Below are 26,729 nucleotides of genomic sequence, written 5' to 3'. Positions count from 1 at the left end.
GGCGGCGACGCCCGGGGTGTTCCCGAACGCCGGTCGCCCGGCCCGCAGCAGCCGGGCGAGCGGGCCGGCGACGGCCGGGCGCACCACCTCGGCCGGGCGGAGGGCGACCGGGCCGTGCAGGGGGGTGTGGTCGGCGCAGTGCAGCCGCAGTACACCGGGGTCGGCGCCGGTCTCGTCGTCCACCGGCAGCGGGGAGTACAGATGGACGCAGGCCACGTCGGCGAAGGCCGGGACGGCCGCCCGGCACAGCTCGTCCAGCGTGTCGTCGAGGTTCATGCCGCGCCCGATCTGCCGGGTCGCCGCGTCGAGATAGCGCAGCCGGTCCGTCTGCGGCCCACCGGCGCCCGGTCCGCGGCGCGCCCTCCCGGCGGGGGTTCCCCGTGCCGTCGGGCGCCGGATGCCGGGCGTCGTCACGGGTTCCTTCTGCACCGCAGGAAGATCTGGACCTCGGGCGGGACGTCCGCGGTCGCCGGGGCGTACGAGTACGAGGACTCCTCGACGACCCGGAAACCGGCCGCCTCCACGATCTCGCGCAGCTCCTCCCGCAGATACCCGGAGACCCGGATGGTGCTCCCGATGAACGGGATGGAGAAGTCGTCCACGTCCGCCTCGACCATGGACAGCGCGAGGAGACCGCCCGGCACCAGCACGTGGTGGATGGTCCGCAGGGCGAGGGGGATCTCGGCGCGCGGCAGCATGAGCAGCGAGAAGAAGGCGGTCACCGCGTCGAAGCGGCCGAGGTCCAGGGGGCCCGCGGGGCGCAGGTCGGCGATGTCCGCCCGGTGGAAGGTCCCGGTGGGCACGTTCTCCCGGGCCACCGTGACCATCCTGTCCGACAGGTCGACACCGACGACCTCGCAGCCCGCCTCGGCCAGCTGGAGCGCGGTGGGCAGCCCGGTCCCGCACCCCAGGTCCAGCACCCGAGCCTTCTCGGACAGTGTCTCGCCGAGCCACGCGGCGGCCGCGACCTGCCCCTCCTTGTGCGGAAAGGCTTCGTCGTACCGGTCGCCGATGGCGTCGAAGGCCTCGGCCTGACCGGTGCGGTCGAGCGGCATGCTCCCGTAGTCGAGCCTGTCGGCTGGGCTGCTCACCTGACACTCCCTGGGCGCTCTATATGTGAGTTTTTCACAATTATGCGGCCATTGAGTGTCCGGAGGGCGGTCGGGTGGGTGGCGGGAGGGCTCTCCCGGTCACGCCCGCAGCGGATTGGCGCGGGCCGCCGCCAGGAGATACCAGGCGGTGGCGCCCGTGTGCCGGTAGGGGTAGTAGCCGAACCCGAAACCGGTGTCGAGCGGGCTGCTCGCCGAGACGACGCCGGAGGCCGCCGGGAGGGCCGTGCCGCCGATCGTCTGGGCGCCGCCGAGCAGGTCCTGGGCGCGCTCGACGGAGGCGAGCAGCCTCCGGGCGCGGCTCTCGTCCCCGCGTGCGCCGCGGTCGCGCAGGGCGAGCGCGAGGTGGGCCGTCCCCTCGAACCAGATGCCGTTGCGGTCGGGCTTCGGCTGGCCGTCGGCGATGGGCGCGTCCTCGTTCGCGGTCAGGCTCGCCGAGCTGAAGGTGACGCCCTCGTAGGACTGCCCTGCGGGCACCGTGCTGTTGGGGCGGTCGGCCGTGTCCAGGACGGCCAGTTCGCGCGCGGCCCAGTCGAGCGAACGGGAGTGGGCGGAGGAGTCCAGGGCCAGGTGGGTCCAGGTCTGGGTGTCCTCCGGGATCGGCGACTTGTTGACGGTCACCCCGTCGTTGGTGCCGGTGTAGAAGAAGCCGCCGGACAGCTCCCACATCCTCGCGACGAACGCTGCGGCACGCGCGCGCCGCTCCCGCCACACCCGGTCCCCGGTCAGCCGGGCCAGCTGCCCGAACAGGCCGACCAGGTCCGTGTTGTGCTCGGTGGAGGTGAACGGCAGCTTCTGGTTCGCCCCGTCGACGCCGAACTTGTAGCCCCCGAGGGGCTCGTCGGTCCGCCCGGTCCGCTCGATCCACTCGCCGATCCGGACCGCGCCCGCGAGGAAGCGCCCCTGTCCGGTGCGCCGGGCCAGGGCGGCGAGGGCGAGGCCGGCCCACGCCATGTCGCCGACCGCCGTACCGGTGAAGCCGAACTGCGTACCGACGTTGGCGCTGCCGTCGGGGCGGACGAAGCCGTACGGCTGCGGGGAGCCGTCGTAGAAGGTGTACGGCCCGACGTTGTACGCCTGCCGGAGCCTGCCGTCGTCGTACCCGGGGTCGTGGGCCTGCGCGTACAGCAGCGCGTCGCCGAGGGCCACCGCCCGGGACCTGCCGGCGGGGGAGGTGAGATGGGCGAGGACCGCGAGGGCGTTGTCGTAGGTGAACGCCGTGCTGAACAGGCCCGCCTGGTCGCTGTAGCTCTGGGTGAGCCGGAGGGTCCCGTGGTCCGGGTAGCCGTCCATGGCGGCGGCGAGGAAGGCGCGCGCCCTGTGTGGGGCGTCGTTCGTGGCGCCCTGGGTGGCCCGGGACGTGCCCGCACCGGTCGCGGTGAGGACACCCGCGCCGAGACCGGCGCCGATGAGCGTACGGCGGCTGAGGGGCGGATGGGCGCTGCCGGTCATGGGTCTCCTCGGGAGGCGCGGACGGTGTTTGAGAGCGCTCTCAAAGGTGCGGGATCATTCTGGTGTCGGCCGCGGGGCAGGTCAACGCTTGGGAGGAGAACGTCGGTTGACCTGAACGGTGTCTAGGACAGCCGTGGATCGACGTGGATCTTCGGTCCCGGGCCGCAGTCGAACGGCCTTCCGCCCGCCAGGACTTCGCCGACCTGGTCCAGGCCGACCGTCGCGGCGATCAGCGGGCGGGGGTCGACGACGCCGTCCGCGTAGGCGCGGATGGTGGCCTCCAGACCCGGGGAGGCCGAGAGGATGCCGACGGCCGTCACGTCCTTGAGGGCGAGCGTGCGGGTGTCGATCCGACTGGGCTCACCGGCGAGCCCGATGCAGACGAGCCGGCCGCCAGGCTCCACCAACTCCAGGGCCAGGCCGGGCAGATGAGCGGCGTTCGACGCGTCGATGACCGCATCGAAGGGCAGGTCCGGCACAGTGTGCTCCGTCCACGTGTGCTCGAAGCCCATAGTGCGGGCGAAGGCCAGCGAGGCGTCGGTGACCCCCATCAGGTGCACCTCGGCACCTGCGGCCCGCAGGAACAGCGCGGTCAGGAGCCCGATGGCACCGGGCCCCAGCACCATGACCCGGTCGCCGGAGCCCGGTGCCGCGGCCTGCGCGGCACGCAGGGCGTTGCCGCCCGGCTCGACCAGCGAGCCGAGCGCCGCGTCCACGGAGTCGGGCAGGACGTGCAACGAGGAGACGGGCACCGCGAGTTGCTCGGCCAGCGCACCGGAGCGCCCGCCCCGGATGCCGACCTCCTGCCGGGTCTCGCAGACGTGTTGATGCCCCCGCGAGCACCGGCGGCAGGCACCGCAGCCGAGCATGGTGTCACCCATGACCCGCAGGCCGACCCACGCCGGATCGACGTCCTCGCCGACGCGAGCCACCCGCCCGCACCATTCGTGGCCCAGGCGCATGGGGTACGACGAGTGCCCCTGGTGCAGATAGGCCATCGCACCGGTGAAGAACTCCATGTCGGTCCCGCACACACCGACCCGCTCGACCTCCACGACGGCTTCGCCGCGGCCCGGCACCGGAACCGGCACCTCCTGGACCGCGTACGCCCCCGGACCCGTCAGCACGAACGCGCGCATGGAACGGACGAGTCGGCCGTCGGCGGCGGCCTCATGGGCGCCCTCGACGCGGTCTGTCGTGCTGGATGACGTCTGCGTATGCTTCACGGCGTTCCCGACCATAGATCGCCGCACCGATTACCGGAAGGGGCACTCGGGTGAGTCTCCGCAGCGCGCAGTGGTACGCGGGCCAGGACCGCAACGCCTACATCCACCGGGCCTGGATGCGCCGCGGTGTGCCCGGCGACACCTTCACCGGCCGCCCGCAGATCGCGATCGCCAACACCGCCTCGGACCTGACCCCTTGCAACGCCCACCTGAACGAGGTGGCGTCCTCGGTGCGCGACGGCGTGTACGAGGCGGGCGGCATCCCGCTGGACCTGCCGGTGGTGTCGCTGGGGGAGACCAACGTCCGCCCCACGGCCATGTTGTGGCGCAACATGGCGGCGATGGCCACGGAGGAGATGCTGCGGGCCAACCCGATCGACGGCGTCGTCCTGCTGGGCGGCTGCGACAAGACGATCCCCTCGCTGCTGATGGCGGCCGCCTCGGTGGACCTGCCCGCGGTCGTCGTGCCCGGCGGCCCGATGCTGACCGGCACCTTCCGCGGCACCCCGCTGGGCTGCGGCACGGACGTGTGGCGGCTCTCGGAGGAGGTGCGGGCCGGGACGCTCTCCCAGGAGCAGTTCACCCGCTCCGAGTCGGCGATGATCCGCAGCCGCGGGCACTGCAACACCATGGGGACCGCCTCGACGATGGCGCTGGTGGCGGAGGCGCTTGGCACGGTCGTCCCCGGGGTCGCCGGCACGCCCGCCCCCGACAGCCGGCTGCTGGAGGCCGCCCACGGCGCCGGCCGGCTCGCGGTGGAGATGATCGCGGCGGACCGCAGGCCGGGCACCTTCCTGACCAAGGGCTCCTTCCACAACGCGATCGTGGCGCTGGCGGCGATCGGCGGCTCCACCAACGCCGTCGTCCATCTGCTCGCCATCGCGGGCAGGCTGGGCATCGACCTCACCCTCGACGACTTCGACCGGATCGGCTCGCGCGTGCCGGTCCTGGTGGACCTCCAGCCCGCGGGCCGCTTCCTCATGGAGGACCTGCACCGCGCCGGAGGCCTGCTCGCCGTCCTGCGCGAGGTCCGCGACCTGCTCGACCCCGACGCGCTGACCGTCGACGGCACCCCGCTCGTCGACCACCTCGACGACGCGGAGATCTGGGACGGCGAGGTCATCCGCAGCCGTGCCGAGCCCCTGGTCGCCGAGGGCGGCATCGCGGTGCTCCGCGGCAACCTCGCCCCCGACGGCGCCCTCGTCAAACCGGCGGCCGCCTCCCCGCACCTGCTCCGGCACCGCGGGCGGGCTGTCGTCTTCGACTCCATCGAGGACTTCCACGCCCGTATCGACGACCCCGACCTGGACGTCGACGCCGACTCCGTCCTCGTCCTGCGCGGCTGCGGGCCCAAGGGCTACCCGGGCATGCCGGAGGTCTCCAACATGCCGCTGCCGAGGAAGCTCCTCGAACAGGGCGTCCGGGACATGGTCCGTGTCTGCGACGGACGGATGAGCGGCACGGCGTACGGCACGGTCGTGCTCCATGTCGCCCCGGAGGCCGCGGCCGGGGGTCCCCTCGGGCTGGTGCGCACCGGCGACTTCATCGACCTCGACGTGGCGGCCCGCCGGATCGACGTCGACGTACCCGACGAGGAACTCGCCGCGCGGGCCCCCGCCAAGGCCGCCGTCGCCGGCTTCGCCAACCCCCGGCGCGGCTGGGAACGCCTCTACGTCGACCACGTCCTCCAGGCCGACACCGGCGCCGACCTGGATTTCCTGGTGGGCTCCAGCGGCTCGGAGGTCACGCGCGAGTCGCACTGAGCAGAGTGGGGGGCGTGCCCCGCTCATGGGTGTGCACGCTGCTCAGGCCCCCTTTCGTTGGCCTCTGCGTCCCCTGGGTACCCGTACGCCATGAGCACGCCCTTTCCGCCCCACGCGCTGCACGACTACGCCCTGCTCGCCGACGGGGAGCGCGGCGCGCTGATCGGGCCGGACGGGGCCATCGGGTGGCTGTGCGCGCCCACCTGGCACGACGAGGCGGTCTTCGCCTCGCTGGTCGGCGGGCGGGGCGCGTACGCCGTCACGCCCCGGGGCCGGTTCGTCTTCGGCGGCTACTACGAGGAGGGCACCCTCGTCTGGCGCAGCCGCTGGGTCACCGACGACGGGGTCGTCGAGTGCCGGGAGGCCCTCGCCTTCCCCGGTGAACCGGACCGGCTCGTCCTGCTGCGGCAGCTGCGCGCGGTGGACGGCCCCGCCCGGCTCTCCGTCGTCCTCGACCCGCACGCCCGGTACGGCGCGGCACCCCTCGACTCCGTCCACCGGGCCGAGGGCGGGACGTGGGAACTGCGCACGGGCGACCACCGGCTGCGCTGGCAGGGCGCCCCGCACGCCGCCGTGGACGACCGGGGTCTGACCGCCGACCTCGACCTCAAGCCCGGCGAGCAGCACGACCTGGTCCTGGAGTGCGCCCTGTCCCCACTGCCCGCCGCCCTGCCCCGGCCGGAAGCGGCCTGGGAGGCCACCGAGGCCGCCTGGCGCGAGGCGGTCCCCGGGCTCGATGCCACCGTCGCCCGCGGCGACGCCCGCCGCGCGTACGCCGTCCTGCGCGGCCTGACCACCCGTGACGGCGGCATGGTCGCCGCCGCGACGACCAGCCTGCCCGAACGCGCCGAGGAAGGGCGCAACTACGACTACCGGTACGTCTGGATCCGCGACCAGAGCTACGCCGGCCAGGCCGCGGCCGCCGTCGGCGCCCACGACCTCCTCGACGACGCCGTCCGCTTCGTGACCGCACGGCTGCACACGGACGGCCCCCGCCTCGCGCCCGCCTACACCGTGGACGGCGGCCCCGTGCCCGCACAGCGCGACCTCGACCTGCCCGGCTACCCCGGCGGCTTCGACCGCGTCGGCAACCGGGTCCGCGAGCAGTTCCAGCTCGACTGCTTCGGCGAGGCCCTCCTGCTGCTCGCCGCCGCCGAACGCCAGGGCCGTCTCGACGCCGACCACTGGCGGGCCGCCGGCATCGCCGTACGGGCGATCGCCGACCGGTGGCGCGAACCCGACGCGGGCATCTGGGAGCTGGACGACCGGCTGTGGACCCACAGCAGGCTCATCTGCGTGGCGGGCCTGCGCGCCCTCGCGGCCGCCGCACCCCGCCACCCGCTCGCCGCCACCTGCACCGACCTGGCCGACACCGTCCTCGCCGCCACGGAACGCACCTGCGTCCACCCCGACGGCTACTGGCAGCGCGCCCCCGACGACCCCACCCTGGACGCCGCCCTGCTGCTGCCCGCCGTACGAGGAGGTCTGTCCGCCGTTGACCTGCGCACCCGGGCCACACTCGCCGCCTGTCGCCGTGAACTCGGCCGGGACCACTTCCTCTACCGCTTCCGCCACGACGAGCGGCCATTGGAGGACGCCGAGGGCGCCTTCCTGCTCTGCGGGTTCGTCATGGCGCTCGCCGAACGACAGCAGGGCCGGACCGTCGAGGCGTACCGCTGGTTCGAGCGCAACCGGGGCGCCTGCGGGGCCTCCGGCCTGTACGCCGAGGAGTTCGACATCGCCCAGCGCCAGCTGCGCGGCAACCTCCCGCAGGCCTTCGTACACGCCCTGCTGCTGGAGACGGCCGCCCGACTGGGTGAGCGCGGGGAGTGACGCGAGTGATCGGGTAGCGCCCGGGTACCCGCCCGCGCATGGCGGTGGACAGCAGGATCCGGAAACCGGGAGAGGCACCGCGGCCGCCGGGCACGCGCGGGACCTGGGGGCGCGCCCTGCTGCGCTGGGCGACGACGACCGACCACAAGGTCATCGGCAACCTCTATATGACGACCGCCTTCTCCTTCTTCCTCTTCGGCGGCGTCCTCGCCCTGCTGATGCGCAGCGAACTCGCCCGGCCCGGGCTCCAGCTGTTCAGCGAGCAGCAGTACAACCAGCTGTTCACCATCCACGGCACGGTCATGATGCTGCTGTTCGCCACCCCGCTCTTCGCGGGCTTCGCCAACGCGGTCATGCCGCTCCAGATCGGCGCCCCGGACGTCGCCTTCCCGCGCCTGAACGCGCTGTCGTACTGGCTCTACCTCTTCGGCGGGCTGATGGTGGTCAGCGGCTTCCTGGTGCCCGGGGGAGCGGCGGCCTTCGGCTGGTTCGCCTACGCGCCCCTCAACAGCGCGGTCCGCAGCCCGGGCGCCGGCGGCGACCTGTGGACCATGGGCCTGGTCGTCACGGGTGTCTCGACGACCCTGGGCGCGGTCAACTTCATCACCACGATCCTGTGCCTGCGCGCCCCCGGCATGACCATGTTCCGGATGCCGATCTTCACCTGGAACGTGCTGTTCACCTCGATCCTCGTCCTGCCCGCGTTCCCGGTGCTCACCGCCGCCCTCCTGGCCCTCGAAGCGGACCGCAAGTTCGGCGCGCACATCTACGACGCGGCCAGCGGCGGCCCGCTGCTGTGGCAGCACCTGTTCTGGTTCTTCGGGCACCCCGAGGTCTACATCGTCGCCCTGCCGTTCTTCGGGATCGTCTCCGAGATCATCCCGGTGTTCAGCCGCAAGCCGGTCTTCGGGTACGTCTCCCTCGTCGGCGCCACCATCGCCATCACCATGTTGTCCGCGACCGTGTGGGCCCACCACATGTTCGCCACCGGCGCCGTGTTGCTGCCGTTCTTCTCGCTGATGTCCTTCCTGATCGCCGTGCCGACCGGGGTGAAGTTCTTCAACTGGATCGGCACGATGTGGAAGGGCTCCCTGTCCTTCGAGACACCCATGCTGTGGTCCTGCGGCTTCCTGGTGACCTTCCTGCTCGGCGGGATGAGCGGCGTCCTGATCGCCTCCCCGCCCCTCGACTTCCACGTCACCGACTCGTACTTCATCGTCGCCCACCTGCACTACGTGCTCTTCGGCACCGTGGTGTTCGCGATGTTCGCCGGGTTCTACTTCTGGTGGCCCAAGTTCACCGGGAAGATGCTCGACGAGCGGCTCGGGAAGATCCACTTCTGGACGCTGTTCGTCGGCTTCCAGACGACTTTCCTCGTCCAGCACTGGCTCGGCGAGCAGGGCATGCCCCGCCGGTACGCCGACTACCTGGCCGCCGACGGCTTCACGCTGCTCAACACCATCAGCAGCATCGGCGCGTTCCTGCTCGGCCTGTCCACGCTGCCGTTCCTCTACAACGTGTGGCGCACGGCGCGCTACGGACGGCCGGTCGAGGTCGACGACCCCTGGGGCTACGGCCGTTCGCTGGAGTGGGCCACCGGCTGTCCGCCGCCGCGCCACAACTTCCATGCGCTGCCCCGGATCCGCTCCGAGTCACCGGCGTTCGACCTGCACCACCCGGACGTACCGAAGGAGCCCTGATGCGTACCGAGGCCCGCCTGTTCACCGGGGTCGCCGCCTTCTTCGTCGTCACCGCGACCGGCTACTGGTGGCGTTCGCGCGAACCCGCGGGAACCGCCGCTCTGTTCATCGCCTTCCTGATGGCGGCCCTCGTCGCCTTCTTCCTGCACGCGCAGTACCGCAGGCGCGGGCTGCGCGCCCAGGACCGCGCCGACGCCGAAGTCGTCGACACGGCGGGCCCGTTGGACTTCTTCCCGCCGCACAGCCCCTGGCCGATCACCACGGCGCTCGGTGCCGTCCTCGTCGCCCTCGGCGTGGTCTTCGGGTTGTGGCTCGCCCTCATCGGCGTCGGCGTACTCGGGCACGGGGTGTTCGGGATGGTCTTCCAGTACGCTCAGCGCTCCAACTCGCCGTCGGAGGAGTCGCGTTCGTAGCCGTAGGCCCTGAGGACGTACTGCTGCTCCGCGTCGATCGGCTCGTGGCTCTCCACGTATCCGCCCGCGATCGTCTGCCGAATCTCGCCGGTCTCCTCGCCCTCGTTCAGCCGCTCGCGGTCCGCCTCCTGGAGGGCGAGACACAGGTGCCGGGTGACCAGGAAGGCCAGTGGCGGGAGAACGAGCAGGGCGATCCGGAACACCCAAGTGAGCGTGTTCAGTGAGGCCTTGAAGGTGTGGGCGATGATGTCGTTGCCGCCCGCGGCGAGCAGCACGCTGTAGAAGCAGATGGCGGCGACGCCGAGCCCGGTGCGGACGGGCCTGTCGCGCGGGCGGTCGCACAGATGGTGCTCCCGGTCGTCGCCGGTGAACCACCGCTCGGCGAACGGGTAGGCGTACAGCACCGCGAAGAGGGCGAGCGGCAGGACGACGGCGGGCAGCAGGACGTTCCACATCACGGTGTGCCCGGCCACCGACGTCTCCCAGGGCGGCACCAGACGCAGCGACCCCTCCAGGAAACCGACGTACCAGTCCGGCTGCGAGCCCGTCGACACGACGTCCGTGCGGTAAGGGCCGTACACCCAGATGGGGTTGACCTGCGCGATCCCCGCGAGCAGGGTCAGGACGCCGAAGACCATGAGGAACAGGCCGCCCGAACTCGCCATGAACTGCGGGAACATGGGCTTGCCGACCGCGTTGGCGTTGGTACGGCCGCGGCCCGCCCACTGGGTGTGCTTCAGATAGAAGACCAGGATGAGGTGGAACGTCACCAGGGCGAGCAGGAGGCCCGGGACCAGCAGGATGTGCAGGGAGTACAGCCGGGGGATCACCTCGTGCCCCGGGTACTCGCCGCCGAAGACGAACATGCTGATGTACGTCCCCGCCACCGGGATCGACAGCATGATCCCCTGCGCGATCCTCAGGCCGGTGCCGGAGAGCAGGTCGTCCGGGAGCGAGTAGCCGGCGAACCCCTCGGCGAGCGCCAGCAGGAACAGGGTCACGCCGATCGTCCAGTTGACCTCGCGGGGACGGCGGAAGGCGCCCGTGAAGAAGACGCGCAGCAGATGGATGCCGATCGCGGCGAGGAACACCAGCGCCGCCCAGTGGTGGAGTTGGCGTATCAGTAGCCCGCCGCGTACCTCGAAGCTGATGTCCAGCGTGGAGCGGTACGCCTCCGACATGCGGATGCCGTCCAGCGGCCGGTAGGAGCCGTCGTAGACGACCTCGGTCATGGACGGGTGGAAGAACAGCGTCAGCCAGACGCCGGTCAGCATCAGGACGGCGAAGCTGTACAGGGCGATCTCGCCGAGGAGGAAGGACCAGTGGTCCGGGAACGCCTTGCGCAGCAGACCGCCGCTCTCGTAGACCGGAAGCCGGCCGTCCGCCCAGTCGGCGGTGCGCTCACCGGCGACGCGGGCCCGGGCCGCCGCCCGGGCCCTTCTCCTCAGCAGCATCGCCCACGGGTGCCCTCGCGGACGGGGCGGAAACCGTCAGGTGCGGTCACCCTTCGGATTGCCGCGCTGGTCGGGTGTGCCGTGCGGCGGCGGACTGAACGGCTGCGCAGACGTCACCGGCGACACCGGGGAGCCCGTACCGCTCGTGGACTGCTCGGGGCGGAGGGCGCCGGGATCGCCGGACGTCGGCTCGGCGCCCGCCTCCAGCTGCTCCAGCCGAGCCGTCAGCAGCTCGGTGATCGGCAGCCGGTCGGCATGTGTCCGCTCGTACGCCAGCAACTCCTCGACCTCCGCCGCGGTGAGCGAGCGCACACGGCTCTCCAGACCGCCGAGCGGGAGGTGGTCGTAGTCGGGCAACGGGAGGGTGGCACGGCCGGAGTCGGTCATGGGGTCCCTTTCCTTGGCGCGGTCGGTGCGTACGGTCCGGGGATGCCTGGGGGCGTTCCCGGACGACGGATCAGCTGCGTCCGGGGCCTCCGCTCCCGAAGGCTCCACTGCTGCCCTCGTTCCAGCGGGGCCGCTCGCGGTCCGGGCCGGTGCGGGTGGGGCTGTTGCCGTGGTTGGGGAGTTCGTGCGGGGTCAGGCGCTGGTCGCTCCTCGGCACCTCGTCGGGCTCCCGGTTCTCCATGACCTCCCGGACCGGACCCTCGTCCGGCAGCCGGGGCTGCTCGTCGGGCGTCGGTGCGGGCAGCTCCCGGCGGCGGACCCGGGCGCCCAGCCAGAAGGCGCCGATCAGCACCGCCACGACCACCACACCCGCCACGATCAGCCCGGTCACGAGCGCGCCCCGGCCCGCGGCGAGGTCCGTCCATTCGGTGTTCAGGGCTTGGTTCATGGCACGCGAGTACCCCTCGCGCCCCGGGTGAACCGAGACGTCCCGCGCGGTGTCGATCCCGGGGTTTGGCCGCCCCGGGCGCGGCAACCCGACCAGTGTGACGACGACTACCCAGCAGGAGCTCTTCCGGTTCCTGGAGGACCGCTTCGCGTGCGCCCAGGCGTGCACGGAGTGTGCCCGGGCCTGTGCGCTGCGCGCGAGCCTGGTGGACCCGGACGGAACCGAGGAGCAGGAGCTGCTACGACGTAAAGCCATCATGTGCGCGGAGGTGTGCGACGCCACCTGCCGTGTGCTCTCCGAGGAGAACCACCTCGACGAGGCCGGGATCCGCGTCCAGCTGGAGTGGTGCCGGTCCGTCTGTCTGGAGTGCGCCCATGTGCTGGAGCACCATTCCGGCACCGACCAGGCCGTGAAGGCGTGCCGGGACTGCGCGCAGGCGTGCAGCGACTTCATGGCCACCCTCGCCTGACCGTTGGGCGTCCCTCGCCCGGCCGTCTCCCCGGCTCTCCTTTGGTGTTCCCAATTACTGGAACACGTTCTACCGTGTGCGCCGTCAGGACCGGCCTTGGGGAGCCTGGAGGCGCCGTGCATCTCGACCACACGCCCGAGCAGCAGCGGCTGCGCACCGAACTGCGCACGTACTTCGCCGAGTTGGTCCCGGACAACGCCCACGCCCGGTTCACCGACCGGGCCGCCCAGAAGCGCTTCTACCGCGAGACCATCCTGCGGCTCGGCACGGACGGCTGGCTCGGCGTGGGCTGGCCCAAGGAGTACGGCGGCCGCGGTCTGACCGCGATGGAGCAGTTCATCTTCTTCGACGAGGCCGCCCAGGCGGGCGTCCCGCTGCCGCTGATGGCCCTGAACACCGTCGGGCCGACGATCATGCGGTACGGCACCGAGGAGCAGAAGTCGTACTTCCTGCCGAAGATCCTCTCCGGCGAGATCGACTTCGCGATCGGCTACAGTGAGCCCGACGCGGGCACCGACCTGGCCTCGCTCAAGACACGTGCCGTACGCGACGGCGACGACTATGTGGTCAACGGACACAAGATCTGGACCACCAACGGCGACACCGCCGACTGGGTCTGGCTCGCCGTGCGCACCGACCCGGACGCCCCGCCGCACAAGGGCATCACCATGCTGCTGATGCCGACCACCGACCCCGGCTACTCGTGCACGGTCATCAACACCCTCGCCTCGCACGACACCACGGCCAGCTACTACGAGAACGTCCGCGTCCCCCTCTCGCACCGGGTCGGCGAGGAGAACCAGGGCTGGCGGCTGATCACCAACCAGCTCAACCACGAGCGGGTCACCCTCGCCGCCCACGGCACCATGGCCATCCGCGCCCTGCAGGACGTACAGCGCTGGGCGACGGAGACCAAGCTCGCCGACGGCCGCCGCGTCGTCGACCTGCCCTGGGTACGGCGCCGCCTCGCCCAGACCCACACGAAGCTCGACGCGATGAAACTCCTCAACTGGAAGATGGTCAGCGCCGTCCAGAACGGCACCCTCACCCCGCAGGACGCCTCCGCCGTCAAGGTCTACGGCTCCGAGGCCCGCCGGGACGCCTACGCGTGGCTCATGGAGATCGTCGCCGCTGCGGGCGCCCTGAAAGAGGGCTCGACGGGCGCGGTGCTGCACGGCGAACTGGAACGCGGCTACCGCTCGGCGGTGATCTTCACCTTCGGCGGCGGCAACAACGAGATCCAGCGGGAGATCATCTCGTGGATCGGTCTGGGTATGCCGCGGGTACGGCGTTAGCCTTCCGGGATGAGGGGTGATCCGGGGTTGTTCGGTCCGAGGTCCGTGACCTGGCAGATGCACGGCGACCCGATGATGTGGGTCGCCGGCGTCCGCGCGCTCTACCTCCAGGCACTGCACCCGCGCGCGGTGCGCGGCGTCATGCAGAACTCCGACTTCCGGCGCGACGCCTGGGGCCGCCTGATGCGCACCGCCCACTTCGTCGGCACCACGACCTACGGCACCACGGAGGCCGCCGAGAAGGCCGGCGCCCGGGTCCGCAAGATCCACACGATGCTCGGCGCGACCGACCCCGACACCGGCGAACGCTACGGCGTCGACGAACCCGAACTCCTGCTGTGGGTGCACTGCGCCGAGATCGACTCCTACCTGCACGTCGTCCGCCGTTCCGGCTTCCGCCTCACCGACGAACTCGCCGACCGCTACATCGACGAACACCGCGTCAGCGCCCGCCTTGTGGGTCTCGACCCCGACGCCGTACCCGCGAACCAGGCCGAGATGGCGGCGTACTTCGAGAAGGTGCGCCCCGAACTCGCCCGTACGCCCGAGGCACGCGAAGTGGACGACTTCCTCCTCCGCCCGCCGACGCACCCGTTGCTCGTCCCGGCGCGCGAGGTGCTCTGGCGGCGCGTGGCACAGCTGGCGTACGCCGCCCTGCCGCCGTACGCCCACGAGTTGTACGGCAGACAAGCCCCGAAACCCACTGTCGTGACACGTCAGTTGCGCGCCACCGGCACCCTGCTGCGCTGTGTTCCCGCACGTCTGCGCTGGCAACTCCCGCCCAAACACATCCTGCGGGCCATGGCACGACTCGGACCCGGCTCCCGGCCCGCCCCGTACAAACTCGGAAGATAGCTCGCCATACTGGACAGTCCTAGGGGCGGCGGGGCGAGTTCGACGGGGGCGATCGCAGGAGATGGGGGACAGCAGGCTCATCCAGGGGCGGTACCGGCTGCTCGACCGGATCGGGCGCGGAGGCATGGGCGAGGTGTGGCGGGCCCGCGACGAGTCGCTGGGCCGCCAGGTCGCCGTGAAGTGCCTCAAGCCGCTGGGCGGGCAGCACGACCAGTCCTTCACCCGGGTCCTTCGGGAGCGCTTCCGGCGCGAGGCCCGGGTCGCCGCCGCGCTCAGCCACCGCGGGGTCACCGTCGTCCATGACTTCGGCGAGTCCGACGGCGTCCTCTACCTGGTGATGGAGCTCCTGGAGGGCCGCAACCTCTGCCAGCTCCTTGAGGACAACAAACAGCACCCGCTGCCCGTGGCGGACGTCGTTGACGTCGCCGACCAGGTCGCCGCCGCCCTCGCCTACACCCACCAGCAGGGCATCGTGCACCGCGACCTGAAGCCCGCCAACATCGTCCGGCTCACCGACGGCACCGTGAAGATCTGCGACTTCGGCATCGCCCGCCTCGGCCACGACGTCGACTTCACCTCCCGGCTCACCGGCACCGGCATCGCGATGGGCACCCCGCACTACATGTCGCCGGAGCAGATCGGCGGCACCGAGGTCGACCAGCGCAGCGACCTGTACTCCCTGGGCTGCGTGCTCTACGAGATCGCCACCGGCGCCCCGCCCTTCGACATGGACGACGCCTGGGCGATCCTCGTCGGCCACCGCGACACCCCGCCCCGCCCGCCGCGCGGCATCCGCCCCGAACTGCCCGAGTACCTCGACAAGGTCATCCTCGACCTCCTGGCCAAGCTCCCCGAGCAACGCCCGCACGACGCCCGCGAGGTGGGCCGCCGCATCAGCCTGGGCCGCACCGCGCCGACGTACGTGCCCACCGTGGTGACCCCGCGGCCCGAACTGCGGCCGCCCGAGCCGGACCGGCCCCGCGAGACCCGGCTGCCGTCCTGGACCCGGGGGATGACCACCGGGCACAAGGCGGCGGGCCGGGGCCTCGCCACCACGCCCCCGGACGCCGGAGCCGGTCTGACCGGCGAGTGGATCGCCCGCCCCGCCACCGGCCGCGTCGAGGAGACGGCCGTACCGGAGGAGCCGTCCGCGCCGTCCGTGCAGGCCCTCACCGCCCTAGCCGGACGGCACAACGCGGGGCTCAGCCTGGGACGCCTCGGGCGCTGGGCCGAGGCCGGCGAGGTGCACCGCGCGGTCGCCGCCGAACGCGAGCACCTGCTCGGCGTCGACCACCCTGACACCCTCGCCAGCCGGTACGAGGTCGCCTTCACCCTCAGCCGTACGGGCCGTGCCGCCGACGCCCTGCGCGAGTACAAGCACGTCGCCGCGACCCGGACGCGCACGCTGGGCGCCGACCACCCCGACACCCTCGCCGCCCGCCAGGAAATGGCCTACGTCCTCGGGCAGTTGGGCCGCCACTTCGACGCCCACCAGGTCTACAACTCCGTACTCGCCGCCCGCGAACGGCACATGGGCCCCGACCACCCGGACACCCTGCGCTGCCGCCACAACCTCGCCTTCAACCTCAGCAGACTCGGCCGCCTTGAGGAGTCGTACCGCATGGCCTGCGAGGTCGGCGCCGCCCGCGCCCGGGTGCTCGGACCGCAGCACCCCGACACGCTGGTCACCCGTTACGAAGTCGCGTACGCGCTGGGCCAGTTGGGCCGTTGGGCGGAGGCCCTGCAGACCTACCACGAGGTCGCCGAGGCCCGTGCCCAGGCCCTCGGACCCGACCATCCCGACACCCTCGCCGCCCGCTACGAGGTCGGCATCAGCCTCGGGCGCCTGGGCCGCAGCGCGGAGGCGCTCCAGCTCTACCGCGACCTCATCGAGGACCGCACCCGCGTCCACGGTCCCGCCCACCCCGAGACCCTGCGCGCCCGCCACGGCCTCGGCGTCAACCTCGGGCGCCTCGGCCGCTGGGAGGAGGCCCTCGCCGAGTCCCGTGACGTCTGCGCGATCCGCGAGCGCGTCCTGGGCCCCGAACACCCGGACACCCTGGTCAGCCGCCGCGAGGTCGCCGTCGGCCTCGGCTGGCTGGGCCGCTGGGCCGACGCCCTCGCCGAATACCGCCGGGTCGCCACCGCCCGCGAACACGTCCTCGGCGCCGACCACCCCGACACCCTCGCCAGCCGCAACGACGAGGCGCACTGCCTGGAACAGCTGGGCCGGGGCGCGGAGGCGGTGGAGCTGTACCGCAGGGTCGCGGTGCTAAGGCAGCAGCGGGCTTCGGGCGTGCAGTGACGTGGGAGACGTCGCCTGGCGTGACCTGCGAGAGTTCCCCTCTGGCCGACCCCGATCATCCCGTGTTACGAAGAACCATGCCTGCTCACGAGGGACACCGCAGCTACGACGCCGTCATCGTCGGGGGCGGCCACAACGGTCTGGTCGCCGCCGCCTACCTGGCCCGGGCCGGCCGGTCCGTGCTGGTGCTGGAGCGGCTCGACACCACCGGCGGCGCCGCCGTCTCCACCCGCCCCTTCGACGGGGTGGACGCCCGGCTCTCGCGCTACTCCTACCTGGTCAGCCTGCTGCCCGACAAGATCGTCCGCGACCTCGGCCTGGAGTTCCGCGTCAGCACGCGCACGGTCTCGTCGTACACCCCCGTCGAACGGGCGGGACGGCCGACCGGACTGCTCGTCGGAGGCGGCGAGGAGCGCACCCGGGAGGCCTTCGCGCGGCTCACCGGCGGGGAGCGGGAGTACGCGGCCTGGCAGCGGTTCTACGACATGACGGGCCGCGTCGCCCAGCGAGTGTTCCCCACCCTCACCGAACCGCTCCCCACCCGGGACGAGCTGCGCGCGCGTGTGGACGACGAGGAGGCATGGCGGGTCCTGTTCGAGGAACCGATCGGTGTCGCCGTGGAGGACCGTTTCGCTGACGATCTGGTCCGGGGTGTCGTCCTCACCGACGCTCTGATCGGCACCTTCGCCGACGCCCACGATCCCACCCTCAAGCAGAACCGCTGCTTCCTCTACCACGTGATCGGCGGTGGCACCGGCGCCTGGGACGTGCCCGTCGGCGGTATGGGCGCCTTCACCGACGCCCTGGCCGCGGCGGCACGCGAGGCGGGAGCGGTGATCGCCACCGGCCACGAGGCCGTACGGATCGAGACGGACGGCAGGGCAGCGGAGGTCGCCTATCGCACGGCCGACGGCGAGGGCACCGTCGCCGCACGGCACGTCCTTGTGGGCGCCTCCCCGCAGGCGCTGGCCGCCCTCACCGGCAACGAGCCGCCCGCCCCCGCGGAGGGTGCCCAGCTCAAGGTGAACATGCTGCTCAAGCGCCTCCCACGGCTGAGGGACACCTCGGTCGACCCGCGCGAGGCCTTCTCCGGCACGTTCCACATCGCCGAGGGCTACGACCAGCTGGCCACCGCCCACGCCCAGGCCGCCGCCGGCGAACTCCCCGCCGCCCCACCCTCGGAGATCTACTGCCACTCCCTCACCGACCCGACGATCCTCGGACCGGAGCTGGTCGCGCAGGGCTACCAGACCTTGACGCTGTTCGGCCTGCACACCCCCGCGCGCCTCTTCGCCCCGGACAACGACGCCGTACGCGAGGAACTCCTCAAGTCGACCCTGGCCCAGCTGGACGCGGTGCTGGCCGAGCCGATCGCCGACTGCCTGGCCACCGACGCGGACGGCCGACCCTGTATCGAGGCGAAGACCCCGCTCGACCTGGAACGCGACCTGCGCCTGCCCGGCGGCAACATCTTCCACCGCGAACTGACCTGGCCCTACGCGCAGGAGGGTGTCGGACGCTGGGGCGTGGAGACGGCCCACGCGAACGTGCTGCTGTGCGGGGCGGGCGCGGTGCGCGGGGGAGGGGTGAGCGGCGTGCCGGGGCACAACGCGGCGATGGCGGTGCTGGAGGGCGCTGCCGGGTAGGTGCCGCGGGGTTGCCGGTCAGGTTCCGCCGGGTCGGCGGTCTGCTGGTGCCGGGGTGCCGGTCAGGTGCTGCCGCCCGGCGGTGAGCTGCTGTCGGGTTGCCGGTCAGGTTTTGCTGGCCCGGCGTCGGCTGCTGTCGGGCGCCGGTGCCGGGCCGGCGGTTGGTTCTGCCGGTCAGGCCCTGCCGCCGCCGTCCACCTGGAGCACGACACCCGTGACGAAGGACGCCCGGTCGCTCAGCAGCCAGGCCGCCGCCTCGGCTATCTCCTCGGGGGCCGCCATCCGGCCCAGCGGTGTCCCGGCGACGAGCTGTTCGACGATACCCGGGGTCTTCGCCTGCCACTCCTCGATCATCTCGGTGAGGGTCCCGCCGGGGGCGACGGCGTTGACGCGGATGCCCTCCGGGCCGTACGTGGCCGCCGCCGACGCGGTCAGGCTGTTGACCGCCCGCTTCGCGGCCCCGTACGCCGGCAGCCAGGGGTTGGCCATCAGGCTGCCCACACTGGAGTTGTTGACGATCGCGCCGGTCCCGGCGGTGGCCCGGATCGCGGCGATCTCGGCGTTCATGGCCACCCAGGGGCCCTTGAGATTGACGGCGACGACATGGTCGAAGTCGGCTTCCGCCAGCTGGTCCATGGGGCCCGGTTCCTGGGCCGTCGCCCCGTTGTTGAAGGCCACGTCGAGCCTGCCGTACAGCTCGACGGCCCGGTCGACGGCGCCGCGGACGCTCCCCGGATCGGCGAGGTCGCACAGCACGTACTCGGCGGTGCCGCCCGCCGTCCGGATCCCCTCGGTCACGGCCTTGAGCTGGGCCTCCGTGCGGGCGGCAAGGAGGACACGGGCGCCCTCCCGGGCGAACAGCCGGGCGGCCGCCGCGCCGATGCCGCGCCCGGCACCGGTGACGAAGGCGACCTTGTCGGCGAGCAGCGGGGTGATGGTGGTGTTGGTCATGCCGTCGAGCCTGCGCCCGACCGCGTGGCCCATCCAGGCATCACCGGTACCTGGCTGCACCCCATAGGCGCCCCGCACACTGGACAGGTGGACCGACGAGAACTGGCCGAATTCCTCCGCAGCCGACGCGAGCGCATCGGCCCGGCCGACGTGGGGCTGCCCGCCGGGCCGCGCCGCCGCACACCGGGGCTGCGCCGCGAGGAGGTGGCGCAGCTGGCGTACATCTCCACCGAGTACTACACCCGCCTGGAGCAGGCCCGCGCTCCCCGCCCCTCCCGCGAGGTCCTGGCCCAGGTCGCCCGCGCCCTGCGCCTGTCGGACGCCGAACGCGACCACCTCCACCACCTCGCCGGCACCCCGCCGGGCCTGCCGCCCGGCCCGTCCCGCGAGGTGCGGCAGAGCATCGTCGACCTGCTGCACCGGCTGCCGCAGGCCGCCGCGTTCGTCATCTCCGCGAGCTACGAGGTCATCGCCTGGAACGACCTGGCCGCGGCACTCATGGAGGACTTCTCCGCCGTCCCCCGCCGCGACCGCAACCTCGTTCGGCGCGCCTTCCTCGGCCCCCACCCGGAGGGACGGCGGCTCTACGGCGTCTCGGACGGCGAGGAGTTCGCGCACGCCTCGGCCCAGCAGCTGCGCGCGGCCACCGCCCGCTACCCCGACGACCCGGAGCTGAGCGCCCTGGTGGCGGAACTCCTGGAAGGGAGCGCGGAGTTCGCGCGCCTGTGGGCCGCCCACGACGTCACGTCCCGCCCCGCGCTCCAGAAGACCTTCGACCACCCGGTGGTCGGGCCCGTCACCGTCAACTGCGACGTCCTCGACATCGCCGACCGCGACCAACGGGTGGTCATCTACACGGCGACCCCCGGCTCACCGGCCGAGGAGGCCCTGCGGCTGCTGGCGGTCGTGGGTACCCAGCAGCTCCACGTTCCCGGCTGACCGCTCAATCCCCGGACGCGGCCCACCCGTTGGCCTCGATCCGTGTGCCGTCGGCAGGTCGCGCCTCGTCGAAGAGGACGCCTTCCGGTGTCCGGACGCGTAGCCCGTCGACGTAGACTCCCCGGCCGACGTACAGCCGGTCGGTCGAGTACCGCCAGCGCAAGGCCAGTTCGGGGTGTGCCGGGAGGTCGGCGCTGAGCCGGTGCCAGACGCGCCCCGACCAGCCGGTGGCCGTCCCCGCCGGGTATTCCTGCCCTCCGGCGGTGAACGGGACCGCCTGCCAGGTGGCGCCGCCGTCCGTCGTGGCCTCCAACGCCAGTACGTCCGCGGCGGGTTCGATGTCCCACCACAGGGCGCACCGCAGACGCGCGTCCCCCGCCGACGTGTCGAGCGCGGGCAGCGCGAGGGTGGCGTTCGTCGCGCTCGCCATCCCCGAGAACCATGCGGTACGGCCGTACCGGGGCCGTACCGCCACCGCGCGCGCCATGTTGTTCCCGGCGGCCACCCGGGGCGCGGAACCCGATCGCCAAGTGCGCACCGGATGCACGGAGTTGCCGAGGACGATCAGGAAGGAGTCGGTGGTCGGGTCGAGGACCAGCGAGGTGCCGGTGAAGCCGGTGTGGCCCGCCGTGCGCGGAGTGGCCATCGCGCCCATGTACCAGTGCTGGTAGAGCTCGAAGCCGAGACCGTGCTCGTCGCCGGGGAAGGCGGTGTTGAAGTCGGTGAACATCAGCTCCACCGACTCCGGGCGCAGGATGCGGGCCCTGCCGTACGCGCCGCCGTTGAGCAGCGTCCGCCCCAGCACGGCCAGATCCCAGGCCGTGGAGAACACCCCGGCGTGCCCCGCGACCCCGCCGAGGCTGAAGGCGTTCTCGTCGTGCACCTCGCCCCACACCAGCCCGCGGTCAAGCCCCGACCAGGGCTTGCGGGCGTCCTCGGTGGCGGCGATCCGCGGCTTCCAGGAGACGAGCGGGTTGTAGCGGGTGTGGCCCAGGCCGAGCGGGCCGGTGATCTCCTCGCGGAGAAGGACGTCGAGTGTCCGGCCGGTGATCCGCTCCAACACCAGCTGGAGGGAGATCAGGTTGAGGTCCGAGTAGAGGTACGCGGTGCCCGGCGGGCTGATCGGGGCCTGGTTCCAGATGAGTTGGAGCTTTCCCTCGTACGTCGGCGCGTTGTACAGCGGGATCCATGATCTGAACCCCGAGGTATGGGTGAGGAGCTGACGGATCGTGATGTCCTGTTTGCCCGCCGCACCGAACTCGGGGAGGTACGCGGCGACCTTCCCCTCCAGTTCCAGCGCGCCCCGCTCGATCTGCTGGACGGCGAGGAGCGAGGTGAACAGCTTCGACACCGAGGCCAGGTCGAAGACGGTGTCCTCGGCCATGGGGATCTGCTGGTCGGCCGGGAACTCGACGCCGGTGTCCGTCTTCTCGTCGTACGCCTGATAGCGCACTGCCATGCCGATCGGCTGGTGCAGGGCCACCGTGCCGCCACGGCCGGCGAGCAGGACGGCACCCGCGTACCAGGGGTGCGTGGGGGAGGGGCCGAGGAACGCCTCGGCGTCGGTGACGAGGCGGTCCAGGTGTGCGGGAAGGAGTCCGGCGCGCTCGGCAGGGCCGTGCCGGAGAACGGTGTGCCGCGACGGGGCGGCCGCTTCGGCAGGTCCCGCGGGGAAGGGGGCGACCATGAGGGCGCCGCCCAACGCCAGTACGCGTCTGCCGAGTTGACGCCGATTCAGTCCACCTGCCGTGTCTCCGGTCACTCGCACACCGTACTGAGACTGCCCGCGCGGATCACTGCACGCGGTCGGCGATTTATCTGACGGAGCATCAGAAAACCTCTTCCGTCGTCCGGAGGACTGCGGCATCCTGCGGCCATGCAGACGGAGCTGAGCAAGAAACTGGGAGTCGAGCACGCCGTCTTCGGCTTCACGCCGTTCCCCGCCGTCGCCGCGGCCATCAGCCGGGCCGGCGGCTTCGGTGTGCTCGGCGCGGTCCGCTACACGGCGCCCGACGAACTCAAGCGCGACCTCGACTGGATCGAGGCCCACGTCGACGGCAAGCCCTACGGCCTGGACGTCGTCATGCCCGCCAAGAAGGTCGAGGGCGTGTCCGAGGCCGACGTCGAGGCGATGATCCCCGAGGAGCACCGGGAGTTCGTCCGGGAGACCCTCGCCAAGTACGGGGTGCCCGAACTCGCCGAGGGCGAGGCCTCGGGCTGGCGCATCACCGGCTGGATGGAGCAGGTCGCCCGCAGCCAGCTCGACGTCGCCTTCGACTACCCGATCCGCCTCCTCGCCAACGCCCTCGGCTCGCCGCCCGCCGACATCGTCGACCGCGCCCACCGGCACGACGTCCTGGTCGCCGCCCTCGCGGGCAGCGCCCGGCACGCGGTCAAGCACAAGGAGGCCGGCATCGACATCGTGGTCGCGCAGGGCTACGAGGCCGGCGGCCACACCGGAGAGATCGCCTCCATGGTCCTCACCCCCGAAGTCGTGGACGCCGTGGACCCGCTGCCCGTGCTCGCCGCGGGCGGGATCGGCAGCGGACAGCAGGTGGCGGCGGCACTGGCCCTCGGCGCCCAGGGTGTGTGGCTGGGCTCCATGTGGCTGACCACCACAGAGGCCGAACTGCCCTCGCCCAAGCTGATCGAGAAACTCCTCGCCGCCGGGTCCGGCGACACCGTGCGCTCCCGGGCCCTGACCGGGAAACCGGCTCGCCAGCTCCGTACGGAATGGACCGACGCCTGGGACTCCGCCGACGGACCCGGCACCCTGCCCATGCCCCTCCAGGGGCTGCTGGTCGCCGAGGCCGTCTCCCGGATCCAGAAGTACGAGGTCGAGCCGCTGCTGGGTACGCCCGTCGGGCAGATCGTCGGCCGGATGACCAGCGAACGGAGCGTCCAGGCGGTCTTCGACGACCTCACCCGCGGCTTCGAGCGAGCCGTCGATCGCATCAACCGCATCGCCGGAAGGAGCGGCCAGTGACGAGCACACCCCCCGCGGGCTTCTGGGCCCAAGCCGCACAGGACCCGTCGCGTACGGTCCTCGTCGCCCCCGACGGCACGGCCTGGACCGCGGGCCGCCTGCACGCCGCCGCCAACCAACTCGTCCACGGTCTGCGCGCGGCCGGACTGGAACGCGGCGACGCCTTCGCCGTGGTCCTGCCCAACAGCGCCGAGTTCTTCACCGCGCACCTCGCCGCCAGCCAGGCAGGCTTCTACCTCGTCCCGATCAACCATCACTTCGTCGCCCCCGAGATCGCCTGGATCGTCGCGGACTCGGGCGCCAAGGTGCTCCTCGCCCACGAACGCTTCGCCGACGCGGCACGGCACGCGGCCGAGGAGGCGGGCCTCCCGGCGACCCACCGGTACGCCGTCGGCGAGGTCGAGGGCTTCCGGCCGTACGCCGAACTCCTCGACGGACAGCCGGAGTCGGCACCCGCCGACCGCGAACTCGGCTGGGTCATGAACTACACCTCGGGTACGACGGGCCGCCCGCGCGGTATCCGCCGGCCGCTGCCCGGCAAGCTGCCCGAGGAGGCCTACCTCGGCGGCTTCCTCGGCATCTTCGGCATCCGGCCCTTCGACGACAACGTCCACCTCGTCTGCTCGCCGCTCTACCACACGGCCGTCCTCCAGTTCGCCGCCGCGTCCCTGCACATCGGGCACCCGCTGGTCCTGATGGACAAGTGGACGCCCGAGGAGATGCTCCGGCTGATCGACGCCCACCGGTGCACCCACACCCATATGGTCCCGACGCAGTTCCACCGCCTGCTCGCGCTCCCCGAGGACGTCCGGGCGCGCTACGACGTCTCGTCCATGCGGCACGCCATCCACGGCGCCGCCCCCTGCCCGGACCATGTGAAGCGGGCGATGCTCGACTGGTGGGGGCCCTGTGTGGAGGAGTACTACGCGGCCAGCGAGGGCGGTGGTGCCTTCGCGACCGCCGAGGACTGGCTGAAGAAGCCCGGCACGGTCGGCAAGGCCTGGCCCATCAGCGAACTCGCCGTCTTCGACGACGACGGCAACCGGCTGCCCGCCGGTGAACTCGGCACCGTGTACCTGAAGATGAACACCGGCGGTTTCGCCTACCACAAGGACGAGGACAAGACGAAGAAGAACCGCATCGGCGACTTCTTCACCGTCGGCGACCTCGGCTACCTCGACGAGGACGGCTACCTCTTCCTCCGCGATCGCAAGATCGACATGATCATCTCGGGCGGCGTCAACATCTACCCCGCCGAGATCGAGTCCGTCCTGCTCCAGCACCCCGCCGTCGCGGACGCCGCCGCCTTCGGTATCCCGCACGACGACTGGGGCGAGGAGGTCAAGGCGGTGGTGGAGCCGGCCCCGGGGCACACCCCCGGGCCGGACCTGGCCGCCGACCTCCTCGCCCACTGCGCCGAACGCCTCGCGGGCTACAAGCGCCCGAAGAGCGTCGACTTCATCACCGAGATGCCCCGGGACCCCAACGGCAAGCTGTACAAGCGACGCCTTCGGGACCCGTACTGGGAGGGGCGCTCCCGGCCGGTGTGAGCCTCGGAACCTCAGGAACGGACCCGGACCACCCGCAGCCCCGGCGACGACAGGATGTCCTTCTCGCAGAACCTGGACGTCACCCACCGCTCCGTCGAGAACAGCCGTGTCTGGTCGCCGTAGTGCGGCGAGTCCGGGTTCGACGACTGGGAGTACGTCAGCAGCGTTCGAGCCACCGGGCAGCCGCCGCCGTCCCAGCCGACGGCCTGGATGTGGCTCGACCCCATGGTCACCTCGGTGTACCCGCCGCCCGCCGGATTCCACACCGGCTCGATCTTGTTCCAGACCCCCAGCCTCTCCGTGCCGCCCGGCACGGCGATGCGCTGACCGCCCCGGACGACGAACTGGTGCTCACCGAGCGGCGAGTTGAGCGGAATGCCCGCCGCCCGCAGCTCGGTCACCGCGTCCGCGAGAGCCGTCGTGAAGCCGGGCGCGGCGGTGTTGAGCGTGTGGGGCGTACGGACCGGGTCCGCCGCCGAGAAGGGCACCTTCCAGAGCTGGGCCGCCGGCACCGTGGCCGTCAGCTTCCGCCAGAACCGGTCGAAGAGCAGCGCGCCCCGGCTGTCGGTGTTCATGGTCCGGTCCCAGTCCGCGAGCACCGGACAGGCCGCGCCGACGTCCACCGCCTTGCCGTCGCTGGCCGTCGCCGTCCCGCCGGGCAGCGCGGCGCACGCCTTCGCCGCGTCGGCCGCGGCCAGGGCGCCCGCGGGCACCCGGTTCGTGAACTCCTGCCGCTGAAGGTCCCGTACGGTCAGCCCGCCGCGCTCGGCCAGTGCCGCCACGTCCTCGATCGCGCCCCGGGTGCGCAGCGAGCGCTGCGTCCCGACCGTGCCGAAGATCCGCTCGTACCCCGTCAGCGGCCGCTCGGCATTGGCCAGCCAGGCGCTGTCGTTGGAGTTCTCCGCGTACGGCGCGTCCTTGAGCGTGGGCATCCGGGCGGGCCCGAAGATGCCGGGCTGTACGGCGTCGGCGTCACTGCCGAGCGCGCAGTCGCCCCGGGAGCCGTCGAGGACCGCGAGACCGGCCGCCGGGTAGGTGAGCCTGCCGAGGTCGGTGGAGCACCGGCTCACGAGATCGTCGGTGATCCGGGGCAGCACCTGCGACTGCGTGTACAGGGAGTGCCCGGAGGAGTCCGCCGCGATGGTGTTCACCCAGGGGAGGCCCTGGTGCCGGTCGAGGGACGCCTTGACGTCCGCCGTGGAGCGCGCCCTGCTGAAGTCGAGCGAGGTGTCGGCGAACCGCAGGTTGACGGCGTTCGGGTCGTTGAGCGCATACGCCGTCGTGGCCGTCCAGGGCAACGGGGGCTGCCCCTGGGGATCGGCGACGACCGGGCCGTAACGCGTCCACCATTGGGTGAGCGTCACCGGGGCGCCGCCCTTGACCGCCACCGTCACGGACCGCTTCGTCATCCGCTCCTGTTTGCCGTCCACCAGGTAGACAGTCGGGTCGGCCGGGTCGAGGGTCAGCCGGGTGAGGTTGAACGGGACGCCCGTCGAGACGGTGTGGCTCCACGCCACATGGGAGTTGTAGCCGATGGAGATCGTCGGTGAGCCGAGCAGTGAGCCGCCGGCGACGTCGAGTTCGCCGGGAATGGTCTGCTGCGACTGCCAGAAGCGGCGGCCGCCCTGCCACGGGTAGTGCGGGTTGCCCAGCAGCAGACCGCGGCCGTTCGCCGTGGTGGCGCCGCTGAACGCGATCGCGTTCGACCCCATGTCGGCGTCGGCGGTCCGGGCCCGCACGGACGCGATCAGGGCGTCGGCGTCCACGCCCTTGCCGCCCGCGGCGGCGCTCGTGGGCGGCTGCGCGGCGGTGATCCCGTCCACGGCGTCGCCCTGTCCGCCGAGGACCGACAGGGCGTAGAAGCAGGTGGGCCCCTCCACCCTGGGGACCCGGCGGGCCCCCTCCCCGCCCCCCCCCCCCCCGGCGCCCCCCCGCGTGTTGATAAACC

At 72.1% G+C, this 26,729-nt stretch carries 21 protein-coding genes and 1 pseudogene; 12 read left to right on the top strand and 10 right to left on the bottom strand.

The genetic code is table 11. The features are described from left to right. The 4 genes and pseudogenes from ABZ896_RS40045 to ABZ896_RS40030 all read right to left on the bottom strand — a co-directional run. A pseudogene (locus ABZ896_RS40045) lies at positions 1–429 on the bottom strand (serine/threonine protein phosphatase); the annotation flags it as partial. Continuing rightward, positions 411–1,055, bottom strand: a complete 645-nt coding sequence (locus tag ABZ896_RS40040; RefSeq protein ID WP_360940157.1) for a class I SAM-dependent methyltransferase — start codon at positions 1,053–1,055, stop codon at positions 411–413. The gene ABZ896_RS40040 and the pseudogene ABZ896_RS40045, both read right to left, overlap by 19 nt. A gap of 135 nt (positions 1,056–1,190) precedes the next feature. Continuing rightward, positions 1,191–2,561 carry a Tat pathway signal sequence domain protein gene (locus ABZ896_RS40035; protein ID WP_360940151.1) on the bottom strand — a complete coding sequence of 457 codons (1,371 nt, stop codon included), beginning with the start codon at positions 2,559–2,561 and terminating at the stop codon, positions 1,191–1,193. A gap of 122 nt (positions 2,562–2,683) precedes the next feature. Continuing rightward, the gene (locus ABZ896_RS40030; RefSeq protein WP_360940155.1) at positions 2,684–3,700 is read right to left on the bottom strand and encodes an alcohol dehydrogenase catalytic domain-containing protein; all 1,017 of its coding nucleotides are present in this window, start codon (positions 3,698–3,700) and stop codon (positions 2,684–2,686) included. A 137-nt stretch (positions 3,701–3,837) separates the two neighbouring features. Between ABZ896_RS40030 and ABZ896_RS40025 the strand changes: the two genes are divergently transcribed. The 4 genes from ABZ896_RS40025 (at position 3,838) to ABZ896_RS40010 (ending at position 9,496) form a co-directional block, all read left to right on the top strand. Beyond that, positions 3,838–5,550 carry an IlvD/Edd family dehydratase gene (locus ABZ896_RS40025; protein ID WP_360940149.1) on the top strand — a complete coding sequence of 571 codons (1,713 nt, stop codon included), beginning with the start codon at positions 3,838–3,840 and terminating at the stop codon, positions 5,548–5,550. A gap of 90 nt (positions 5,551–5,640) precedes the next feature. Next, positions 5,641–7,383, top strand: a complete 1,743-nt coding sequence (locus ABZ896_RS40020) for a glycoside hydrolase family 15 protein (protein WP_360940147.1) — start codon at positions 5,641–5,643, stop codon at positions 7,381–7,383. Positions 7,384–7,421: 38 nt separating this feature from the next. Next, positions 7,422–9,083 carry a cytochrome c oxidase subunit I gene (ctaD, locus tag ABZ896_RS40015; protein WP_360940145.1) on the top strand — a complete coding sequence of 554 codons (1,662 nt, stop codon included), beginning with the start codon at positions 7,422–7,424 and terminating at the stop codon, positions 9,081–9,083. Further along, complete coding sequence (locus ABZ896_RS40010; RefSeq protein WP_360940143.1) at positions 9,083–9,496, top strand: cytochrome c oxidase subunit 4; 414 nt, start codon at positions 9,083–9,085, stop codon at positions 9,494–9,496. The genes ctaD and ABZ896_RS40010 overlap by 1 nt, the downstream gene beginning before the upstream one ends. Here the strand turns inward: ABZ896_RS40010 and ABZ896_RS40005 are convergent. The 3 genes from ABZ896_RS40005 to ABZ896_RS39995 all read right to left on the bottom strand — a co-directional run bounded on the left by ABZ896_RS40005 (position 9,457) and on the right by ABZ896_RS39995 (position 11,785). Next, complete coding sequence (locus ABZ896_RS40005) at positions 9,457–10,950, bottom strand: ubiquinol-cytochrome c reductase cytochrome b subunit (protein WP_360940141.1); 1,494 nt, start codon at positions 10,948–10,950, stop codon at positions 9,457–9,459. The two genes, ABZ896_RS40010 and ABZ896_RS40005, sit on opposite strands and share 40 nt — an antisense overlap. Positions 10,951–10,986: 36 nt before the next feature. Next, entirely contained in the window at positions 10,987–11,337 is a 351-nt protein-coding gene (locus ABZ896_RS40000) for a hypothetical protein (protein WP_360940139.1), read from the bottom strand. Between the two features lie 70 nt (positions 11,338–11,407). Further along, the gene (locus tag ABZ896_RS39995) at positions 11,408–11,785 is read right to left on the bottom strand and encodes a DUF6479 family protein (RefSeq protein WP_360940137.1); all 378 of its coding nucleotides are present in this window, start codon (positions 11,783–11,785) and stop codon (positions 11,408–11,410) included. A 97-nt stretch (positions 11,786–11,882) separates the two neighbouring features. Between ABZ896_RS39995 and ABZ896_RS39990 the strand changes: the two genes are divergently transcribed. The 5 genes from ABZ896_RS39990 to ABZ896_RS39970 all read left to right on the top strand — a co-directional run bounded on the left by ABZ896_RS39990 (position 11,883) and on the right by ABZ896_RS39970 (position 18,355). Then, positions 11,883–12,254, top strand: coding sequence for a ferredoxin (locus tag ABZ896_RS39990; protein WP_360940135.1), 372 nt, complete (start codon positions 11,883–11,885; stop codon positions 12,252–12,254). Positions 12,255–12,370: 116 nt separating this feature from the next. Then, positions 12,371–13,549 (top strand): acyl-CoA dehydrogenase family protein, encoded by a 1,179-nt coding sequence (locus ABZ896_RS39985; protein ID WP_360940133.1) that lies wholly within the window; start codon positions 12,371–12,373, stop codon positions 13,547–13,549. Positions 13,550–13,558: 9 nt separating this feature from the next. Then, positions 13,559–14,404 (top strand): oxygenase MpaB family protein, encoded by an 846-nt coding sequence (locus ABZ896_RS39980; protein ID WP_360940131.1) that lies wholly within the window; start codon positions 13,559–13,561, stop codon positions 14,402–14,404. A gap of 61 nt (positions 14,405–14,465) precedes the next feature. Beyond that, positions 14,466–16,709 carry a serine/threonine-protein kinase gene (locus tag ABZ896_RS39975; RefSeq protein WP_360940129.1) on the top strand — a complete coding sequence of 748 codons (2,244 nt, stop codon included), beginning with the start codon at positions 14,466–14,468 and terminating at the stop codon, positions 16,707–16,709. A 77-nt stretch (positions 16,710–16,786) separates the two neighbouring features. Beyond that, positions 16,787–18,355: an NAD(P)/FAD-dependent oxidoreductase gene (locus ABZ896_RS39970; protein WP_360940127.1), complete on the top strand. Its 1,569-nt coding sequence runs from the start codon at positions 16,787–16,789 to the stop codon at positions 18,353–18,355. A gap of 174 nt (positions 18,356–18,529) precedes the next feature. Here the strand turns inward: ABZ896_RS39970 and ABZ896_RS39965 are convergent, their stop codons facing one another. Further along, positions 18,530–19,339, bottom strand: a complete 810-nt coding sequence (locus tag ABZ896_RS39965) for a glucose 1-dehydrogenase (RefSeq protein WP_360940125.1) — start codon at positions 19,337–19,339, stop codon at positions 18,530–18,532. Positions 19,340–19,393: 54 nt separating this feature from the next. Between ABZ896_RS39965 and ABZ896_RS39960 the strand changes: the two genes are divergently transcribed. Continuing rightward, a complete protein-coding gene (locus ABZ896_RS39960) occupies positions 19,394–20,245 on the top strand; it encodes a helix-turn-helix transcriptional regulator (RefSeq protein WP_360940123.1) in 852 nt (283 codons plus the stop codon). Between the two features lie 4 nt (positions 20,246–20,249). Here ABZ896_RS39960 and ABZ896_RS39955 read toward each other — a convergent pair whose 3' ends face one another. Beyond that, positions 20,250–21,932, bottom strand: a complete 1,683-nt coding sequence (locus ABZ896_RS39955) for a serine hydrolase (RefSeq protein ID WP_360940153.1) — start codon at positions 21,930–21,932, stop codon at positions 20,250–20,252. A 189-nt stretch (positions 21,933–22,121) separates the two neighbouring features. Here ABZ896_RS39955 and ABZ896_RS39950 point away from each other — a divergent pair, with 189 nt between their 5' ends. After that, positions 22,122–23,231 (top strand): nitronate monooxygenase, encoded by a 1,110-nt coding sequence (locus ABZ896_RS39950; RefSeq protein ID WP_360940121.1) that lies wholly within the window; start codon positions 22,122–22,124, stop codon positions 23,229–23,231. Beyond that, positions 23,228–24,781 carry an acyl-CoA synthetase gene (locus ABZ896_RS39945; protein ID WP_360940119.1) on the top strand — a complete coding sequence of 518 codons (1,554 nt, stop codon included), beginning with the start codon at positions 23,228–23,230 and terminating at the stop codon, positions 24,779–24,781. The genes ABZ896_RS39950 and ABZ896_RS39945 overlap by 4 nt, the downstream gene beginning before the upstream one ends. Positions 24,782–24,792: 11 nt before the next feature. Here the strand turns inward: ABZ896_RS39945 and ABZ896_RS39940 are convergent, their stop codons facing one another. Then, positions 24,793–26,661 (bottom strand): penicillin acylase family protein, encoded by a 1,869-nt coding sequence (locus ABZ896_RS39940; RefSeq protein WP_360940117.1) that lies wholly within the window; start codon positions 26,659–26,661, stop codon positions 24,793–24,795. Between the last annotated feature and the right edge of the window lie 68 nt (positions 26,662–26,729).

This window comes from Streptomyces sp. NPDC047072 (assembly GCF_040643855.1).
Classification (GTDB): domain Bacteria; phylum Actinomycetota; class Actinomycetes; order Streptomycetales; family Streptomycetaceae; genus Streptomyces.
The sequence above is the reverse complement of the archived record's forward strand: the minus strand, read 5'-3'. Positions and strand labels throughout refer to the sequence as shown.

Bases quoted from the DNA above. Each gene is read 5' to 3' on its own strand.
- ABZ896_RS40010 (WP_360940143.1), top strand. From the start codon at position 9,083: ATGCGTACCGAGGCCCGCCTGTTCACCGGGGTCGCCGCCTTCTTCGTC.
- ctaD (WP_360940145.1), top strand. From the start codon at position 7,422: ATGGCGGTGGACAGCAGGATCCGGAAACCGGGAGAGGCACCGCGGCCG.
- ABZ896_RS40020 (WP_360940147.1), top strand. From the start codon at position 5,641: ATGAGCACGCCCTTTCCGCCCCACGCGCTGCACGACTACGCCCTGCTC.
- ABZ896_RS40000 (WP_360940139.1), bottom strand. From the start codon at position 11,337: ATGACCGACTCCGGCCGTGCCACCCTCCCGTTGCCCGACTACGACCAC.
- ABZ896_RS39995 (WP_360940137.1), bottom strand. From the start codon at position 11,785: ATGAACCAAGCCCTGAACACCGAATGGACGGACCTCGCCGCGGGCCGG.
- ABZ896_RS39965 (WP_360940125.1), bottom strand. From the start codon at position 19,339: ATGGGCCACGCGGTCGGGCGCAGGCTCGACGGCATGACCAACACCACC.
- ABZ896_RS39950 (WP_360940121.1), top strand. From the start codon at position 22,122: ATGCAGACGGAGCTGAGCAAGAAACTGGGAGTCGAGCACGCCGTCTTC.
- ABZ896_RS39955 (WP_360940153.1), bottom strand. From the start codon at position 21,932: ATGGTCGCCCCCTTCCCCGCGGGACCTGCCGAAGCGGCCGCCCCGTCG.
- ABZ896_RS39980 (WP_360940131.1), top strand. From the start codon at position 13,559: ATGAGGGGTGATCCGGGGTTGTTCGGTCCGAGGTCCGTGACCTGGCAG.
- ABZ896_RS40005 (WP_360940141.1), bottom strand. From the start codon at position 10,950: ATGCTGCTGAGGAGAAGGGCCCGGGCGGCGGCCCGGGCCCGCGTCGCC.
- ABZ896_RS39975 (WP_360940129.1), top strand. From the start codon at position 14,466: ATGGGGGACAGCAGGCTCATCCAGGGGCGGTACCGGCTGCTCGACCGG.
- ABZ896_RS40030 (WP_360940155.1), bottom strand. From the start codon at position 3,700: ATGCGCGCGTTCGTGCTGACGGGTCCGGGGGCGTACGCGGTCCAGGAG.
- ABZ896_RS40040 (WP_360940157.1), bottom strand. From the start codon at position 1,055: ATGCCGCTCGACCGCACCGGTCAGGCCGAGGCCTTCGACGCCATCGGC.
- ABZ896_RS39970 (WP_360940127.1), top strand. From the start codon at position 16,787: ATGCCTGCTCACGAGGGACACCGCAGCTACGACGCCGTCATCGTCGGG.
- ABZ896_RS40035 (WP_360940151.1), bottom strand. From the start codon at position 2,561: ATGACCGGCAGCGCCCATCCGCCCCTCAGCCGCCGTACGCTCATCGGC.